Source organism: Fenollaria massiliensis, from assembly GCF_023347705.1.
GTDB lineage: Bacteria > Bacillota > Clostridia > Tissierellales > Peptoniphilaceae > Fenollaria > Fenollaria massiliensis.
Genome location: NZ_CP096649.1, coordinates 327,513 through 344,525, shown reverse-complemented (window position 1 = coordinate 344,525; position 17,013 = coordinate 327,513). Strand labels below are relative to the sequence as shown.

17 protein-coding genes and 2 tRNA genes are annotated in these 17,013 nt (G+C 35.7%); 1 reads left to right on the top strand and 18 read right to left on the bottom strand.

The window, feature by feature from the left end; genetic code table 11:
* Positions 1-9: 9 nt before the first annotated feature.
* The 10 genes from M1R53_RS01765 to mnmH all read right to left on the bottom strand — a co-directional run bounded on the left by M1R53_RS01765 (position 10) and on the right by mnmH (position 10,492).
* Positions 10-666 (bottom strand): hypothetical protein, encoded by a 657-nt coding sequence (locus M1R53_RS01765; RefSeq protein WP_249242858.1) that lies wholly within the window; start codon positions 664-666, stop codon positions 10-12.
* Positions 667-758: 92 nt separating this feature from the next.
* The gene (locus tag M1R53_RS01760; protein WP_019215054.1) at positions 759-2,354 is read right to left on the bottom strand and encodes an ATP-binding cassette domain-containing protein; all 1,596 of its coding nucleotides are present in this window, start codon (positions 2,352-2,354) and stop codon (positions 759-761) included.
* 97 nt (positions 2,355-2,451) lie between these two features.
* Positions 2,452-3,726, bottom strand: a complete 1,275-nt coding sequence (locus tag M1R53_RS01755) for an adenylosuccinate synthase (protein WP_019215053.1) — start codon at positions 3,724-3,726, stop codon at positions 2,452-2,454.
* Positions 3,727-3,735: 9 nt separating this feature from the next.
* Positions 3,736-5,172 (bottom strand): adenylosuccinate lyase, encoded by a 1,437-nt coding sequence (gene purB, locus M1R53_RS01750; RefSeq protein WP_249242857.1) that lies wholly within the window; start codon positions 5,170-5,172, stop codon positions 3,736-3,738.
* Entirely contained in the window at positions 5,159-6,547 is a 1,389-nt protein-coding gene (gene purF / locus M1R53_RS01745) for an amidophosphoribosyltransferase (protein WP_249242856.1), read from the bottom strand. Before purF ends, purB begins: the two co-directional genes overlap by 14 nt.
* Positions 6,547-7,257: a phosphoribosylaminoimidazolesuccinocarboxamide synthase gene (gene purC / locus M1R53_RS01740; RefSeq protein ID WP_249242855.1), complete on the bottom strand. Its 711-nt coding sequence runs from the start codon at positions 7,255-7,257 to the stop codon at positions 6,547-6,549. Before purC ends, purF begins: the two co-directional genes overlap by 1 nt.
* A 124-nt stretch (positions 7,258-7,381) precedes the next feature.
* Positions 7,382-7,897 carry a hypothetical protein gene (locus M1R53_RS01735; protein ID WP_249242854.1) on the bottom strand — a complete coding sequence of 172 codons (516 nt, stop codon included), beginning with the start codon at positions 7,895-7,897 and terminating at the stop codon, positions 7,382-7,384.
* 136 nt (positions 7,898-8,033) lie between these two features.
* Positions 8,034-8,885 carry a DegV family protein gene (locus M1R53_RS01730; protein ID WP_085840613.1) on the bottom strand — a complete coding sequence of 284 codons (852 nt, stop codon included), beginning with the start codon at positions 8,883-8,885 and terminating at the stop codon, positions 8,034-8,036.
* A complete protein-coding gene (locus tag M1R53_RS01725; RefSeq protein WP_019215041.1) occupies positions 8,882-9,424 on the bottom strand; it encodes a DUF1836 domain-containing protein in 543 nt (180 codons plus the stop codon). The genes M1R53_RS01730 and M1R53_RS01725 overlap by 4 nt, the downstream gene beginning before the upstream one ends.
* 51 nt (positions 9,425-9,475) lie before the next feature.
* Positions 9,476-10,492 (bottom strand): tRNA 2-selenouridine(34) synthase MnmH, encoded by a 1,017-nt coding sequence (mnmH, locus tag M1R53_RS01720; protein WP_249242853.1) that lies wholly within the window; start codon positions 10,490-10,492, stop codon positions 9,476-9,478.
* A gap of 122 nt (positions 10,493-10,614) precedes the next feature.
* Between mnmH and M1R53_RS01715 the strand changes: the two genes are divergently transcribed.
* Entirely contained in the window at positions 10,615-11,892 is a 1,278-nt protein-coding gene (locus tag M1R53_RS01715; RefSeq protein ID WP_249242852.1) for an ArsB/NhaD family transporter, read from the top strand.
* A gap of 56 nt (positions 11,893-11,948) precedes the next feature.
* Here M1R53_RS01715 and M1R53_RS01710 read toward each other — a convergent pair whose 3' ends face one another.
* The 8 genes from M1R53_RS01710 to M1R53_RS01675 form a co-directional block, all read right to left on the bottom strand.
* Entirely contained in the window at positions 11,949-13,076 is a 1,128-nt protein-coding gene (locus tag M1R53_RS01710; protein ID WP_249242851.1) for a YcjF family protein, read from the bottom strand.
* A 76-nt stretch (positions 13,077-13,152) separates the two neighbouring features.
* A complete protein-coding gene (locus M1R53_RS01705; protein ID WP_249242850.1) occupies positions 13,153-13,587 on the bottom strand; it encodes a hypothetical protein in 435 nt (144 codons plus the stop codon).
* 94 nt (positions 13,588-13,681) lie between these two features.
* Positions 13,682-13,855, bottom strand: a complete 174-nt coding sequence (locus M1R53_RS01700; protein ID WP_249242849.1) for a hypothetical protein — start codon at positions 13,853-13,855, stop codon at positions 13,682-13,684.
* Between the two features lie 48 nt (positions 13,856-13,903).
* Positions 13,904-15,184 carry an alpha/beta hydrolase family protein gene (locus tag M1R53_RS01695; protein WP_249242848.1) on the bottom strand — a complete coding sequence of 427 codons (1,281 nt, stop codon included), beginning with the start codon at positions 15,182-15,184 and terminating at the stop codon, positions 13,904-13,906.
* 1 nt (position 15,185) lies between these two features.
* Complete coding sequence (locus M1R53_RS01690; RefSeq protein ID WP_249242847.1) at positions 15,186-16,337, bottom strand: peptidoglycan DD-metalloendopeptidase family protein; 1,152 nt, start codon at positions 16,335-16,337, stop codon at positions 15,186-15,188.
* A gap of 29 nt (positions 16,338-16,366) precedes the next feature.
* Positions 16,367-16,443 (bottom strand) — tRNA-Arg (locus M1R53_RS01685).
* A 13-nt stretch (positions 16,444-16,456) separates the two neighbouring features.
* Positions 16,457-16,546, bottom strand: a tRNA-Ser gene (locus M1R53_RS01680).
* The gene (locus M1R53_RS01675; protein WP_249242846.1) at positions 16,547-16,978 is read right to left on the bottom strand and encodes a nucleoside deaminase; all 432 of its coding nucleotides are present in this window, start codon (positions 16,976-16,978) and stop codon (positions 16,547-16,549) included.
* Positions 16,979-17,013 lie beyond the last annotated feature (35 nt).

The following is a 17,013-nucleotide window of genomic DNA, read 5'->3' as shown; positions in this document are numbered from 1 at the left end:
TAATTTATATTACTCAATTATGTTTATGGTGATGCTGCCGCTCTTATAATCACATAGCTTATCAAGTTCATCACTAAGTACTATGCTTATGCTGTCACCAGCTTTTACGTCTTTAATCGTAATCGCTGCATCATTTAATCCGTAAGCATTATTATTCACAATATCATAATCATGAGTAGTTTTAATCTCAAGCATCTTTTCAGGATCTATCTTAATTAGCTCATCTTGGAATGCTAATTGATACTCATGTCTTAAACTTATTGGCAAGTTCTTATATGTAAAGTGTATTGTCAACGCTTTGTCATCGAGATTACTTATAGATATAGCTTCTTCTTCATTAAGCAATCTTTCTTTAAATGAAAACATTGGTGTAAGCACATCTGCATTAACTTTATTTTTTAAGTCTTCATCATCTCTTTTGCTCATATTTGAAAATATGCTTCTATAAAACTTAAGTATCTCTTCATTTTCCTCAAGTGATAGTGAAAAGCTTGCAAGATTATCCTTAAGCTTTTTGTTTTCTTCTTCTAATTCACTTATTCTTGATTCTTCAGTCGTTTCATTCTTAGTTTCAATATCATTTTTATTTTCTTTTTTTGTTTTTGTGCAGCCAAAACTCATTAGTAAACAAAGCACTAAAAGAAATAAAACTATTTTCTTCTTCATTTTATCAACCCCTTTTTTTTATTATATCACAAGTACCCCCCCCCCATTTGCAACAAAAAAACTACGCTCATATACACAAGCGTAGTTAATCTTTATAAAACTGTTGCTGTTTTATTTTTTATTTCAACAAGATGTGAACAATACTTCATAATTTCTTTGTTATGACTAATTATAAACACAATCTTATCCTTAGTATCTTTTAGTATCTCTTTCATGAGCTCTTCTTCAGTTTCTTTATCTAATGAAGATGTAGGCTCATCAAGTATAACTATGTCAGCATCTTCTGTAAAATATCTAGAAAGAGCTATCCTTTGTTTGTCTCCACCTGATAAATTCGCTCCATTCTCAACTATCATTTCATCTAGATTTATAAACTTAGTTAAGAACGGCATTGCTTCATATATTGCTTTAGAAACTTTTTTGCGTCCAAAATTTAAATTATTATATAAAGTATCTGTAATAATTGGTGTGTTTTGTGAGTAATAAGAAACTTTTCTTAGATAATCTTTATTTTTTATCTCACTTATAGGAATATCATTTATATATATACCATCTGTTTCTCTAAACTTTGGTATAAGTTTTAATAGAGTGCTCTTACCAGTACCACTCTCGCCCATAACGCCAACTATATCTCCTTTTTTAAACTCCATCTTTACATTATTAAGTAAATTTTTATCAAGTATATTGACCTTGTCGATGTCAAATTTTATGCTTTCAATTTTCTCTGGCATAGGCTTTGAACCATCTTTTGCTTTAAAATCTATAAGTGTCTTTAAAAAATTATCAGCTGCTTTTACATTAGCAAAGCCTAAATTTGTAAAAGATAAACCTCTAATAGCATTAGAAAAGTAAGGAAATACAAGCATAACAAATATTACTGATCCAAAATTGTTCTTATCATTAAGTGCAAGAGCGGCTAAGAAGATGATTACCAAATTTTGTATGATTTGATTTAAACCAATAAGTAAGCCTGATGCACCGTTAGCAACGTAGTTAACTTTCTTTCTAACTCCCTCTGATTTATGAATATTATCTTCAATCGCTGGTAATAAGTTTTCATTCTCAGCGTTTTGTTTGATAAAATCAACTTGTGAAATAAGTGAATTAATATTTTTGAATGATTCACTACTTGTACTTTGCAAATTTATTGATAGCTTAGATAGTTTTTTATTAAGTGCCTTAAAGCCGAAGTAGTGAATTGGGATGATTGCAAGCATAAATAGAGCTGCAATATAATTAAATGACCAAGCAACTGCTATCGTTACAACTATAGTTACAATATTGACAAGAAGATTTGGTATGACGTCAAAATAAAAACTAGCATATGCTTCAACCGCGTTATAAGCAAGCTCGCGAAGTGCTGTTGGTCCCTCGTTTATGTATTTATCGTAGTCTAATTTAAATATATCGCTATATATAAGACCAGCGCCTTTTGTATGATAATCTTGTACCAGCTGATTCTTTGTAAAAACAGAGATAAAATCAACTATGTATCCAAGTGCTAGTATTGATATAACTTTAAGTATATCATAAACACCAATCTTGCCAACATTTTCAATAACCGTGTTTAAGGTGATTGGTGCTATTACAAATAATATTGCTGATAATAAGCAAAGTGCAAGTAGTAAGATAAAGCTAGGTATATTAACAAGCTTTAACATTTCTTTTTTCGATTTTTTTAGTTCCATATTAAGTACTCCCTTGTAGTTTAACATAATTATTATATCACAAATGCAATTTTTTGCAACAAAAAACTACGCTCATATACACAAGCGTAGTTAATCTTTATCTAATTATCATTTCTTCTCTCTTTGGTCCTGTAGAAATGTATTTGAATTTTTTGCCAAGTTTTTCTTCGATGAACTCGATGTAGTCCCTTGCTTCTTTTGGAAGCTCTTCATACTTAGTTATGCCTCTTATGTCGCATTTCCAGCCCTTTAGTCTTTCTAGAACTGGTTTTGCTTTTTTAAGCTTGGATGTGTTAGGAAACTCATCTGTTATCTCGCCGTCTATGTCGTAGCTAACACAAACTGGTATCTCGTCTAGGTAACTAAGTGCGTCTACTACCATGAAGGCGATATCTGTTGCGCCTTGCATTTCTATGCCATACTTTGTTGCGACTACGTCAAACCAGCCAACTCTTCTTGGTCTACCTGTTGTTGCGCCGAACTCGCCCTTGTCGCCGCCATGAGTCCTCAACCCATTTGCTTCTTCATCAAAGATTTCGCTAACGAACTCGCCTGCGCCTACTGCTGATGAATATGCCTTTGTTACTGCGATGATGTTTTTAATTTCATACGGTGGCACTCCAGCTCCTATGGCTGCGTAGCCAGCTAGTGTTGATGAGCTTGTTACCATTGGGTATATGCCGTGATCTGTATCTTTAAGTGTACCTAATTGGCCTTCAAATAAGATTTTCTTGCCATCTTTGATAGCTTTTCTAAGCATCTTGGATGTGTTTTTAACATATGGCTTAATCATTTCGCCATATTCAAGAAGTGTCTTTAATACATCTTCCTTCTTAAGCGGCTCTTTATGATAAAGCTCCTTAAGAATGGCATTTTTAATTGGTAGTATCAAATCTAATTTTTCTGAAAGATATTCTTCGTCATAAAGCTCATTCACTTCAAAGCCTATCTTTTGATATTTATCTGCAAAAATATATGCTATGCCTGATTTAGTCGAGCCAAAGGATGCCTTGCTAAGTCTTTCTTCTTCGTACTTATCAAAGTCTATATGATATGGCATAACTATTTGTGCTCTGTCAGATACATAAACTTTTGGCTCTTTAACGCCTGCGTCAATGATTGATTTAAGCTCGTTTATGAAGAATGGTATGTTTAGTGCAACACCGTTTGCAAGTATGTTGACAGTGTTTTCATTAAATATTCCTGATGGCAATAGATGAAGTGCAAATCTACCATAATTATTGATAATAGTGTGGCCAGCGTTGGCTCCACCTTGAAATCTAACGACATAATCTGCATCACATGCTAGCATATCAGTTACTTTGCCCTTGCCTTCGTCGCCCCAGTTAGCTCCTACTATAGCTGTAATCATATATACCTCCTAAACATTGAGTTCAACCTTGATACCGATGCTGTCTTTGTTCTTTTCAAGTATCGGGTCAATGGTTTCACTTACGAATTCTTCAACTTGTGAAGATGCTCTACCACTAATCTTTGAATCAGACTTTATCTCTTCTATGTCATCCATAGTTAAGTTAAAGTCTTTGTCCTCAGAAATTAGCTTTAATAAATTATTATCCTTGCCCTCTTCTTTGATCCTCTTTTGAGCTTCTCTCGAATGAACTCTGATCTTGTCATGAAGGGCTTGTCTGTCTCCGCCACGTTTAACGCATTCCATAAGGATATTTTCTGTTATCATAAATGGAAGCTCTTCGTTTAAGTGCTTTTTGATAACATTCTCATAAACTATAAGTCCGTCGCTAACGTTGATGTATATATCAAGTACACCATCAAGTGCTAGGAAGGCCTCGCTCACAGCAATCCTCTTGTTAGCCGAGTCATCAAGTGTTCTTTCAAACCATTGTGTTGCGGCAGTTATTTGCGGATTAAGTGAGTTTACTATGATGTAGCGTGAAATGGATGCGATTCTTTCTGCACGCATAGGATTTCTCTTGTATGGCATGGCAGATGAACCGATTTGATTTTTTTCTAGTGGCTCTTCTATTTCCTTTAAATTAGCAAGTAATCTTAAGTCGCCTGAGAACTTATATGCACTTTGAGCTATTAGGCTAAGTACATTAAGTATCTTGGCATCTATCTTTCTTGTATATGTTTGTCCGCTTATAGTTAAAACTTTATCGAAACCAAGTTTTTTAACTATAAGTTCATCGACTTTCTTTACTTTTTCTTCGTCATTGTCAAAAAGTTCCATGAAGGAGGCTTGTGTGCCCGTAGTTCCTTTTGATCCAAGTAATTTGTAATCTGCTAATAATTTATCTAGCTCTTCTAGGTCCATGTATATGTCTTGAAGCCATAGACATGCTCTCTTGCCAACTGTTGTTGGTTGAGCCGCTTGATAGTGAGTGTAGCCAAGCGTATCAAGGTCCTTATACTTCATGGCAAAGTCTCTTAGATTTTTCATAACAGTAAGAACTTTTTTTCTGATAAGCTTAAGAGCCTCGTGCATAGTGATAAGGTCAGTGTTATCACCAACATAGCAGCTAGTTGCTCCTAAGTGAATGATTGCCTTTGCCTTTGGTGCTTGAAGACCATAGGCGTAGACATGACTCATAACATCGTGACGCACAAGCTTTTCTCTTTCTTTTGCGACTTCGATGTTAAGATTGTCCTTATTAGCCTTCATCTCTTCGATAGCTTCATCTGATATGTCTAGACCCATCTCTTTTTCTGCTTCAGCAAGGGCTATCCACATCTTTCTCCAAGTTTTAAATTTATATTCTTCTGAAAATATATATTGCATCTCTTTTGAAGAATATCTTTCTGAGAACGGCGATATATATTTATTATATTTGTCCATCTTCCACCTCTGTTGGATAATTACCAGTAAAGCAAGCGTTGCAATAATCACACCTGCCATCTACAAGTTCCTTAAGATCCTCTACCTTTAAGTAACCAAGCGTATCACAGCCAATGTAGTCCCTGATTTCGTCTTGTGTATACTTAAACGCGATTAGCTCCTTATTTGTCGGCACGTCAGTACCATAGAAGCACGGATGTAAGAATGGTGGTGAGGATATTCTGACATGAACTTCCTTAGCGCCAAGCTCCTTAAGCTGCTTTACAATATTTTTCATAGTTGTTCCTCTAACGATTGAATCATCAACTAAAACTATCTTCTTATCTTTAACCTCATCTTTAAGAATATTTAGCTTGATTGAAACACCTTGTGATCTTTGATCTTGACTAGGCTTGATAAATGTTCTACCAACATAATTATTCTTGATGAAAGCGATTGAGAATGGTATATTAGCCTCTTGTGCATAGCCATAAGCTGCTGGTGTACCTGAGTCTGGAACTCCAACGACTACGTCAGCATCGACTGGATATCTCTTGTGAAGCATCCTACCTGCATTTAATCTTGCTTCGTAAACGCTGATACCGTCAATGGCTGAGTCAGGTCTTGCAAAATAAATGTATTCAAATATACAAGTGGATTTTTTAGCTTCATATTTATATACAGATTTAATGCCTTCTTCAGTAATTATAACGACTTCACCTGGTTCAACATCTCTTATGAACTTTGCTCCAACTGCATCAAGAGCGCATGATTCGCTCGATACGAAGTATGTATCTTCTTTTTGACCTATACAAAGCGGATGAAAACCGTTTGGATCTCTTGCAGCGATAAGCTTTTGTGGGCTTGCTATTGCTAGTGAGTAGGCTCCAACTATCTTTGGCATAGCCTTGACAACTGCCTCTTCAACAGATTTTGACTCAAGTCTAGCTCTTGCTATAAGATAAGGAATGATTTCAGAATCAGAAGTCGTTTGAAATATGGCTCCTGTTTGTGAAAGTTCATCCTTAAGTGATTTTTGATTAACAATATTGCCGTTATGAGCGATGGCTAAAGTACCTTTCCAATAGTTTATAACTAGTGGCTGAGCATTAGTAACGGTAGAATTCCCTGAAGTTGAGTATCTAACGTGGCCAACGCCAAGATTGCCATTGAGTTTAGCTAAATTTTCTTTATTAAAAACATCATTAACTAGACCCATGTTTTTATAAACCTGGATATTTTGGCTCTTATGCGTATCTGTTACAGCAATACCGCAAGATTCTTGGCCTCTGTGCTGCAAAGCGAATAGTCCGTAGTAAATCAGAGTCGAGACGTCTTCGTGCTTAATCGAATAAGCTCCGAAAACGCCACACTCCTCATGTATTTTATCAAACATTACTTTTCTAGTCCAAGTCTTCTCATGACTTCGTGGTATGCATCTTCAACATTACCAAGGTCACGTCTGAACCTGTCTTTATCAAGCTTTTCGTTAGTTTCGTAGTCCCAAAGTCTCATAGTATCTGGACTAATTTCATCAGCTAAGATGATCTTGCCATCATATCTACCAAATTCAAGCTTGAAGTCAACTAATCTTATGCCAACAGATTTAAAATGCTTGCAAAGGTATTCATTTACCTTTCTTGCATAATCTTTTATAGTTTCTACTTCTTCTTTAGTAGCAAGACCAAGTGCTGTTGCATAATCATCGTTGATGAATGGGTCATCAAGTGGATCTGACTTGTATGAGAACTCAACTATTGGGTGAAGTAATTCCTTACCTTCTTCAATACCCATCCTCTTTGAGAAGCTTCCAGCAGTTACATTTCTAACAATAACTTCTAGTGGAACTATCTCAACAGCCTTAACTAAAGTGTCTCTGTCGTTTAGTTCTTCTAGGTATATAGTTGGTATACCTTCTTTTTCAAGCTTTTGGAAGAAGAAGTTACTCATCTTGTTGTTGACAACACCTTTACCAACTATAGTGCCTTTCTTCTTGCCGTTAAATGCAGTAGCGTCATCCTTGTAAGATAAGATAAACTTTTTAGGGTCATCAGTTTTGAAAACCTTTTTTGCCTTACCTTCATAAACTTGTTCTAACTTTTCCATGTCGTCATCCTCCTTAAAAATTACATTCTAATTATATCACTAAGAAAAATATTTTTCAATCATTATAGAAATATTTTTACAAAAATATAAGGACTTAATCAATAAGCCCTTATATATAATCTATTTACTTTTCTTTTTTTACCCTAATTTTTAATACAAAGTAAGCCTTTTTCGCCTCATACTCTTCTTCGTTCATAACGTTTACTTTCTTTAACTCTATAGTCTCATCGCCATTGAGTTTAACTTTATATACGTCTACAAAATTCGCTGGGCCTCCTTCTTTTAATTCGTCCTTTACTTTAAATTCCACTAAGGTTTTTTCGGCTACTTCGTTCTTTGGTGATATAACCCACTCGTCAAAGCAATTTCCTGCTGGCAAGACTACTTCTACTTCATCTTTATTTGTGCTTATGTCTATGACCTTTTCATCTGGATTATCACTTTCATCTTTTCCATACATATCTTCTTTCTTTTCCACCTCATAAACTTCGCCATCAATCATTGCGTAATTTTGTTCTGGATAGCCGTCCTCATCTTTTGGGAATTTTGAAGCGATATTACTTGAGCACGCGCTGATAAATAATAAGCTTGATACTAGTAAGCATAAAACAAAAAACATATTTTTCTTAATAGCTTTCATAAAACCACCTTCCTTGTGCTTTCGTCTGATATATCGTTAAGTATATTATATATCTTATAAAAGCCATATACAAGTACTTAAATCTTACAAAATATTAACAAAAAAGCTTAAGAGACTTATCTCCTAAGCTTAATAACTATAATTTATAATATGCAACGCCTACAAGGCCTCTGCCTGTGTGTACTGCTAGTGTTGGCGCGATTTGTTCTTCAACATATACTTTTGCCTTAGCTACTTCGTCTTTAAGCGCTTCCTTAACTAAATTAAATGCTTCTGGATTTGCTCCATGGCAAATAGCTAGGTAGTAGTCTTTTACACCACTTAGCTCTTCTTTTATCCTCTCAATAAGTTTCTTTTGTGCCTTTGAAAAGCCTCTCACTTTATCGATTGCATAGTAAACGCCGTCCATATTGCATGTGATTATTGGTTTTATATTTAAAAATTGACCGATAACGCCTTGAACCTTGCCTATCCTTCCGCCATTGATTAGATTAGTTAATTCTGGTATAGCAAAGTATGTCTTTGACTTCATATTATCTCTATCATCTGTCATTATCTTGATGATTTCATCAGCACTGTGGCCTTCATCTCTTAGCTCAGCTGCTCTATATGCGTAAAAACCTGCACCGATTGCAATATTTTTTGTATCAAAAACTTTTACCTTTCCATCGTAGTCCATAGCTATAAGGTTTGCTAAGTTATTAGCACCGCTAAGCTTTGACGATAGTGTGATGATTATGACTTCATCTGCGCCGTCTGCAAATTCTTTGTCAACTATATCTTTTATCTCTACTGGCGATGGTGTACTTGTCTTAGGAAACTCCTTATCAAGAAGCTCATAAAACTCGCCTTTTTCTATATCTAAGATATCTCTATATGATTTGTCTGAGAAATGAACCCATAAAGGTAGCATAGCTACATTTAATTTTTCGTACGCTTCCTTAGGTACATCGCAGGCTGTATCTATAATTAATCCTACTTTACTCATTTGTCCTCCTTAGCATTTAAAAGCTCGTATTTTAATAGTTTTTGTGTAATAACTTTGGTGCAAACGCTTACTATGGCAAGTGTTAAGCCATTTCTCTTGTCAAGATCTATATCAATAGATGCTCTGCCTTTAATTTCAGGGCTGCTTTGCCTATCCAAGATGCTTATAACGAGTCTCATCACTTCTTCCATTTTATTGCAGAAATAATTGTATGATTCTTCTATAGGGCTTTTATTAAGCTCATGCAAAATCCCTTCATCAATCTCTGCTATGCTCAAAATGTTTTTCAAAACAGTAATCACTATGCAATAAACGATGTGATTACGAAAGTAACGCTTTTTGATTGGGCTCGGCATAATTTTGTGCTTGACATAATTATTGACCATGGACTTCGTTAGTTTGTTATCCTCATCAAACATTGCTTCCAAAGCTTTGTTAACTATCTCGACTAGCTGCTCTGAATATATACCAAAGTCAGGCAAGTCCTTGTATCTTGGAAGCTTTAGTTCGCTAAGACTGTTTAATATTTTAACTCTCATATTGCCTCCACTTAGTATTTAATACTACATCCATAGTTTAGCATAACTAGATTACAATGTCAAGTGCTTTTTGACAAATTCTTTAATATCCTCGTAGCTAGCGTCTTTAAATGTTTTGATGTACTCGTAATTCTTATATGAATACTTCGGATCGTAGTAGCTCTTCATCATATCTTTGATAAGTTCTATGTAATCCTTAGCTAGGAGCATCTCCTTGTATTTTTCATATCTTTCCTTGCTAATGAATTTTTTAAATTCTTCAAAAGTCTCTAGTATTTCTTCTTCATTATCCTTTGGCAAATAATCTTCGCTAATGTTTTTTGCTCTTTCATCAAGAGACGCTTCTATAAGTATTTTATCTGAGCTGAGCATCTTGGCATATAGTTTTTCATCTAAAATGATGTCTCCTATCCTTCTTGATTCGCCCTCTGTAATGTATGTCGCATCAGGATCTTTTTTAATCGCTTCATAGATGTATGAGTCAAACATTTTTTGCGAAACTTTTTCCTTTAAGCCAACTGATCCAAAGATGGATCCTCTATGATTCGCATACTTTTCTAAATCCAAAACTTTTATGCCATCTTCCTCAAGTCTTCTAATTATATATGTCTTATGCGTACCAGTTAAACCGTATAAGCTAAGGACCTTTATCCTATCTAGGTATTCGTCAAGTTTTTTTGTTATATATTTTCTGTATGCTTTGTAACCACCGCCAAGCTTTGAGATGTGCATGCCAAGTGCACGAAAAGTCTTCTCAAGCACAGTCGATCTATATCCACCTCTATCACAATATATGACAATTTCTTCATAATTTTTTTCTAAATCTAAATATTTTTTATAAAGCTCAGGAAGTTTTTTCGATACGTATTCAACGGCCTTTATTTTAGCAAGTTCATAAGACACCCTATCATATAGTGTGCCTACCTCGCATCTCTCATCATTATCAAGTATCGGTATATTGATGGCGCCTGGTATGTGAGCGTTTTTATACTCAATTTCGCTTCTCACATCGACCAAGACGATATTATTCAAATTTTCTATATCTTCATAAATTAATTCTTCTAACATAATTTCACCTATAAATATAATACAGCAAATGCATGAAAAAATCAATATGAGCTGCGAACTCCTTGACATTTTTTATAATTATATATATAATAATCTAGTTAATATATATAAAGGAGGACAATATGGATAAACTCATACTCGCAGCTGCACTTTTCATCATAACTTACATATTCATGATTAAATTTGTTAATCATAGGCCGCTCGTTGTCGGCATAAGTGCGCTTGTTTTTATAATTTTAAATATAGTGCCTGTTAATACAATTTGGGGTGCTATCGATTTCAACGTACTTTTAATGATAGGTGGAACTATGATGCTTGTATCCTTGTTCTCCGAAAGCTTGATGCCAACAAGACTTGCGGACCTTATCATAAACAAGGTTAAGGACATAAGGCTAATAATACTTTTCTTATCCTTGTTCGCTGGCTTTGTATCAGCCTTCATCGACAACGTTGCTACCGTTTTAATGATAGCACCCGTTGCGATGAGCTTAGCGAAAAAATTAAAGATATCGCCAGTTAAAATGATTATAGCAATATCGATTTCATCAAATTTACAAGGTGCGGCAACTTTGGTTGGCGATACATCTTCAATACTTTTAGGAAGTGCATTAAACATGACTTTCTTCGACTTCTTCGTATATCATGGACACATGGGTATGTTCTGGATAGTTCAAATCTCGGCAATAGTTGCTACTGCCTTCATTTATTTTGCAATTAGAGACATGAAGGGCAAGGTTGATGCGATCGAAGTAACCAAAGTTAAAGACATGATGCCAACATACTTAGTTATACTTATGATAGTTTTATTGATTTTCGCATCATTTATTCCGCAAGAAGAAAAGATAGATATACTAAACGGCCTTATCTGCGTTGGCGTAGCTGTGTTTGGTGTAATTTATCACCTACTAAGACATAGAGATTCATCCATAATAAAGACTGTTGCAAGCGAAATCGACTTCAACACACTTGGCTTACTTGCAGGACTATTCATAATTATATCTGGTATTGAAAACGCTGGAGTTATCGATGAAATCGCAAAGCTATTCATAAAGCTAGCAGACAGACCGCTTTTATTATATACAGCACTTGTTTGGGGCAGCGTCTTGATCAGTGCCTTCGTTGATAACATCCCTTATGTTGCGACAATGCTGCCAGTTCTTTCAGTAATTTCAACGCACGTGCCATTTGACATGACAGTATTTTATTTCGGGCTACTAAGCGGCGCGACACTTGGAGGAAACATCACGCCAATAGGTGCTTCAGCAAACATCGCTTCACTTGGCATACTTAAGGAAGCGGGCTACACTGTTGAGAACAAAGACTTTATGAAGATGAGCGTGCCGTTCACATTGACAGCAGTCTTAGTCGGATACGTTTTAGTTTGGTTCATTTATAGATAATTAGTTTTATAAGCAAAGTAAAAGACCTTAGGAGAATTAACTCTTAAGGTCTTAATTTATTTAAGCTTTTTGTGATTCTTTAAATTATTTTTATAGAGCTTTTTTAATAGTTCTTCTAATTCTTTATCATCTATGTCGTCACCCGACTTTGCTTTTTTAAGAAGAACTGTAAGTACTTCGATATAGGCAAAGGCAAGGGAAGCCATGATAGCTGAAGCAGTTGTGCCGCTTATTAGACCAGCGACAACGGTTCCCGCACCTGGAAAGAATTTTAATGCGTTACTTACTATGAAGCGACCAAGATAGGTTGCGCCCATGGTTCCGCCGATACCTGCGACTAATGAAGCGAGTCTCTTTTTATTAACAGGCACTCCAAATATGGCTGTGATATGAGCAAGCATGGTTAGCTCCATGGGTACCAGCACCGATGCATCGGAGAATGGTATTGGAACGAAGCCAACTCCAAAGCTTGAGGCAATGTATTTTTTCGCCCAACTGCGCGCCTTTTCTGCTTTTAGCTTTAAATCTGCATGTTGGGCATTGTTAAAAGATATTTGGTACTCCTCTTCAAGCGCGTCCATACTCATTTTAACAAGGTCATCAAGCCCATGTGCTAAAATAATATTATCATGGTTAATCTTAAGGTTCTTTGCAAGTACTGGAGCTATGGCAAACTCACCCATATTCATATTTTTAATAAAAGAGTAAAAATCTTTCGCCTCTTCAGAGAAGAATTTTGTAAGCACTATGATGACTTTATTCTCTTTACTAAGCGTACGTATGAGCTCTTCCTCTTCCTTCTCTATCCTAAGTCCTTGGGCATTGATGCAAAAGTAGATGAGATTAAGTTTTTCCTCATCACCCTTCATTTGCATTTCACGGGCGAATTTTGCGACTTCCTTGTATACTTCAAGGCGCGAGTCGTTATCAAGCTCAAGTCCACGTGTGTCATATAAAGTAAGAGGCACGCCGTCCTTCTCTACCTTGACAATGTTTTTAGTCATGGGATATCCAACGCCTGTCCTTAATATATCCTCACGGAACAAGGCATTGATAAGAGTCGATTTACCTGCACCAGTTTTGCCTAGTACAAGTATCTTCACCTTCTTAAGCTTGCCAAGTTCCTTCTCGATTTTATCGTATAGTTCATCAGCTAAATTTATATTTTCATTCATATTTTTCATACAATCACCTAAATTATATATACCCAAAAGCTATTAATAGTTAAGAAAAAGCGTAAAAAGCAAATTGCTTCTTACGCTATATCCTTGACAAAACAAGCATACTTTTATTTTTTCCTATGTAGGCAAAAGCTGATAGTTTTTCTTCTTTTTCAAATGGAAGGAAAAGATATGGTCCATCCAAAATTTCATATGTAATTCCATCGATCTCATATGTGCATTCAACTTTTGATACTATATATGGAACAAATCTTATATAGTTAAGAGGGATTACTTTATTAATCGTGCACTTATACTTAACTCCACTATCTTTTAATTTTTTTAATTTATAATATTCAATAAGTGCTTTGCACAAAAAGGCCATAGAAATAAATAACCATATGAATCCATTTATTAAAAATGCAATATTCTTCCAATATATATAAGTAAATAATCCAATTATTGTTAATGGAATTCCGAAACATATGCCTAAGAATTTAAATGCTTTAAACCAAGGTCTCTCTACAGTTTTCATAATAATACACCTCTTCTTATACTAAGCTATTTATATATACCCAAAGACATTAAAAAGAGACTCATCAATAGTCTCTCATATACATATATTAATTTTATCCAAAGCAATATCCAAGCGCTAGTAAGAACGATCCTAGCGCTATTAGTAGATAAGCTAGCATCTCCAATAAATTTTCTGCGTTTCTTTCTTTCTTATATGATTCAATCTTGCTAGGAAGCTGCAAGGATGTTCCTAAGAATATTAATGCAAATGCAATCGCCTTTAACATGTGACCTCCTTATTAAAAAAGGCGAATATCTCTATTCGCCAAAATCTCTTATTTAAAAAATTCTGCTAAATCATTGATTACGTCTTGACTTATGTGATTTTCTTTGTCATATATTTCTACTGAAAGCTCATCTGAATCCTCTGGCATCATAAGATGATTAAGCCCCTCGTATAGCTTGTATATGACATGCTCTCTACCATTCAAGGCTTTTTCAAACTTATCAAGCTCATCTTTCTTCACTTGGAAGTCCTTTGAGCCATGCGCTATAAATACGTCAAAGTTTGATGATTTTATGTCATCTACTGGACTCACTTGGTTAACTGAATAAACATAAGAAGCAGGCATACTAAAGAAGTTACCCTTAGTCTTTTCTGTCATCGCATCGATTTGCTCTTTAATCTTAGTGATCTCTTTCTTTTGAAAATCAGCAACAGATTGGCTTACTTCGCCCGAGTCAAGATACTCCATTTGCTGCGTATAAATTATGTCAGTAAACTTCATAGTCGATGCAGAAAGCATTGCTACCTTATTCAAGCCCTCTTCTTTGGCAACTCTTGGTGCAAGCATCGCTCCAAGTGAGTGGCCAAGTACATAAACATCATCAAATCTAGAGTCTTTCTTAAGCTCCTCTATAGCAAGTTTTGCGTCCGATAAAACTTCTTCATCAACTGTGTATTCCTTGGGCGCGTTATTTACGTATCTCTTGTCAATTCTAAGCGTTGCTACACCCAGCTTTGCAAGACCATGCGCAAGATCTCTAAATGGCTTGTTGCCGTTTAGACCAACTGTTTCGTCCATATCTTGTGGGCCAGAGCCTTGCATCATAAATACAACTTTCTTAGAAGTAAAATCCTTTGGAATGGTAAGAGCGCCATACATCTTCGCTCCATCGTTGTCTAAAATAAAACTTTCTTCTTTGAAAATGTCATTATCTTCACAAATTGGCTCTTTAAGCATAAAGTATGCGTTATTTAAGCCGCCTGACTTGTTAAGCTCTATAATGGATGTAGTCATCCTATAAGTAAATCTGTCTTCACTTGACAATACATAAGTATTTTCAATATAATCAAATTTTTCGTCCTTGCCCTCTTTGAACTCGCCTATCTTTTTAAGAGTTTGAGTCAAAGATCTTTGAAAAGCTTCTTTTTCAATTTGCTTTTGATTTTTAAGCTTAGCTGCTTCAAAAAGCACGTCACCATCAGCACTTCTAAGTGCTTCCATATACTTATGAGCTATGTCCTTTGCTTCGTTGTATTCTATCTTCTTTGTGCACGAGAATAAACTTAGGCTCATTAAAAGAACAAGTGCTAATAATATAAATTTCTTCATTTTAATTGCCTCTTAAGTAATTCATTGGGTCTTGAGCCTTGCCATTGACAATAACTTCAAAATGTAGATGCGGACCAGTTACTCTACCAGTCGCGCCAACCTTGCCTATAAACTCACCCTTAGTTAAAGTGTCTCCCTTGGAAACATTTATACTGCTTAGGTGAGCATATCTAGTCTTGTAGCCGTTTTGGTGGTCTATCTCGATAAGATTACCGTAAGTACCTAAAGTTCCAGCAAAGCTTACAACGCCGCCATCAGCTGAGAAGACATCGTCGCCATAATCAGCGTCTATGTCAACGCCTTGGTGCATTCTTCCCCATCTTCTTCCAAAGCCTGATGAGTAGCCACCTCTGGTAGGTTTTATGAAGCTGCCATCAGCCAAAGCCTTTCTAGTTCCAACAAGAACAAGCTTCGGAGCAGCCTTTTTCTTAACATTCTCCTCTAAAACAACCTTGCTTATAAGCTCGTCGTTTTCGTAATAAGAAATGCTCTTAACAGTTTTAAGTCCGTCCTCACCATCCATTGAAAGAACAGTCTCACCTCTTGGAAGAGATGGATCATCTTGGCTTTCAACCGGCATAGTGATGACCTCTTCAGTATTTTCCTTCTTAGTTAGTAATACATTTATAGCGTTTTCATTTTTTAATTTATTGTTCTCTAATACCTCTTCAAGCGCTGCTTTTACAGTCTTTACAGCTCTTAGAGGCATCTTTTCTCTTTTTATTTCAACATTGTCCTTAATTTTTACGCTCACGGTGTTGTCACTATAGTAATGGTTTTCAAGATCTGTCAAAAACTCATTTGCAGCATCTTCATTCTTAAGTGCATAAATGCTTCTACCATTTTTTAAAATAGAATAAGCGTCTATGTCAAAAGCGTCTTCAGATATAGTGTTTCTGAGCTCTTTGTCACTTGAATTAAACTCATATTTTGCCTTTATAAGGTCTACTCCATATCTATCTTCATATTTGGATTTATAATTATCAATAGCTTCATTAAATTTATGTACACTTGCGTATACACCCAAAGATTTACCAGAAGAAAAAACTTCCACCCTTGAGAAAAAATTCTTATATACAAAAAGTATGATCATGGCAAGAGCTATAAATGCCACACTTGCGATGATGCCAAGCTTTTTTATCTTAAAGTTCACTAAAGTACCTCCTTGTAAAAAAAATAAAATGGCGCACTAGAGAGGAATCGAACCCCCGGCACACGCCTTAGGAGGGCGCTGCTCTATCCAACTGAGCTACTAGTGCACATATATTATATTGGCGGAGTGGGTGGGATTCGAACCCACGTGGAGCAAGGCCCCTAACGCATTTCGAGTGCGCCCCGTTATGACCTCTTCGATACCACTCCCTATTTGTTTCTTAAGGTCTTGAAAAAGTTTTGCAAAAGAAATTTATAAATTTTGCTCTCCTCATAAAACACATTTAACTTGTGATAGCTAAGAGATGAGTTGTGAAGCTGCATTTTGCTAATACAAGCGCCCTTCTTATAATCAAGTAGACCAATGTATAAATTTTTTATACGCGCTTCCAAAATTGCTCCTAGGCACATCATGCATGGCTCAAGCGTTACATAGAGATCGCAGCCTGTGAGCCTGTAGTTTTCAAGCTTTTCACATGCCCGTCTTATAGCAAGCATCTCCGCATGACCAGATGCATCAATCATGGTGATGGTCTCGTTAAAGGCCTTAGAAATCACTTCTCCATCCTTAACAACGACAGCCCCAACAGGCACCTCGCCTAACTTGTAAGCCTTGATTGCCTCCCTGATTGCCATGTTCATAAACCTTTTTTCCATAGATAATATTATATAGTAAA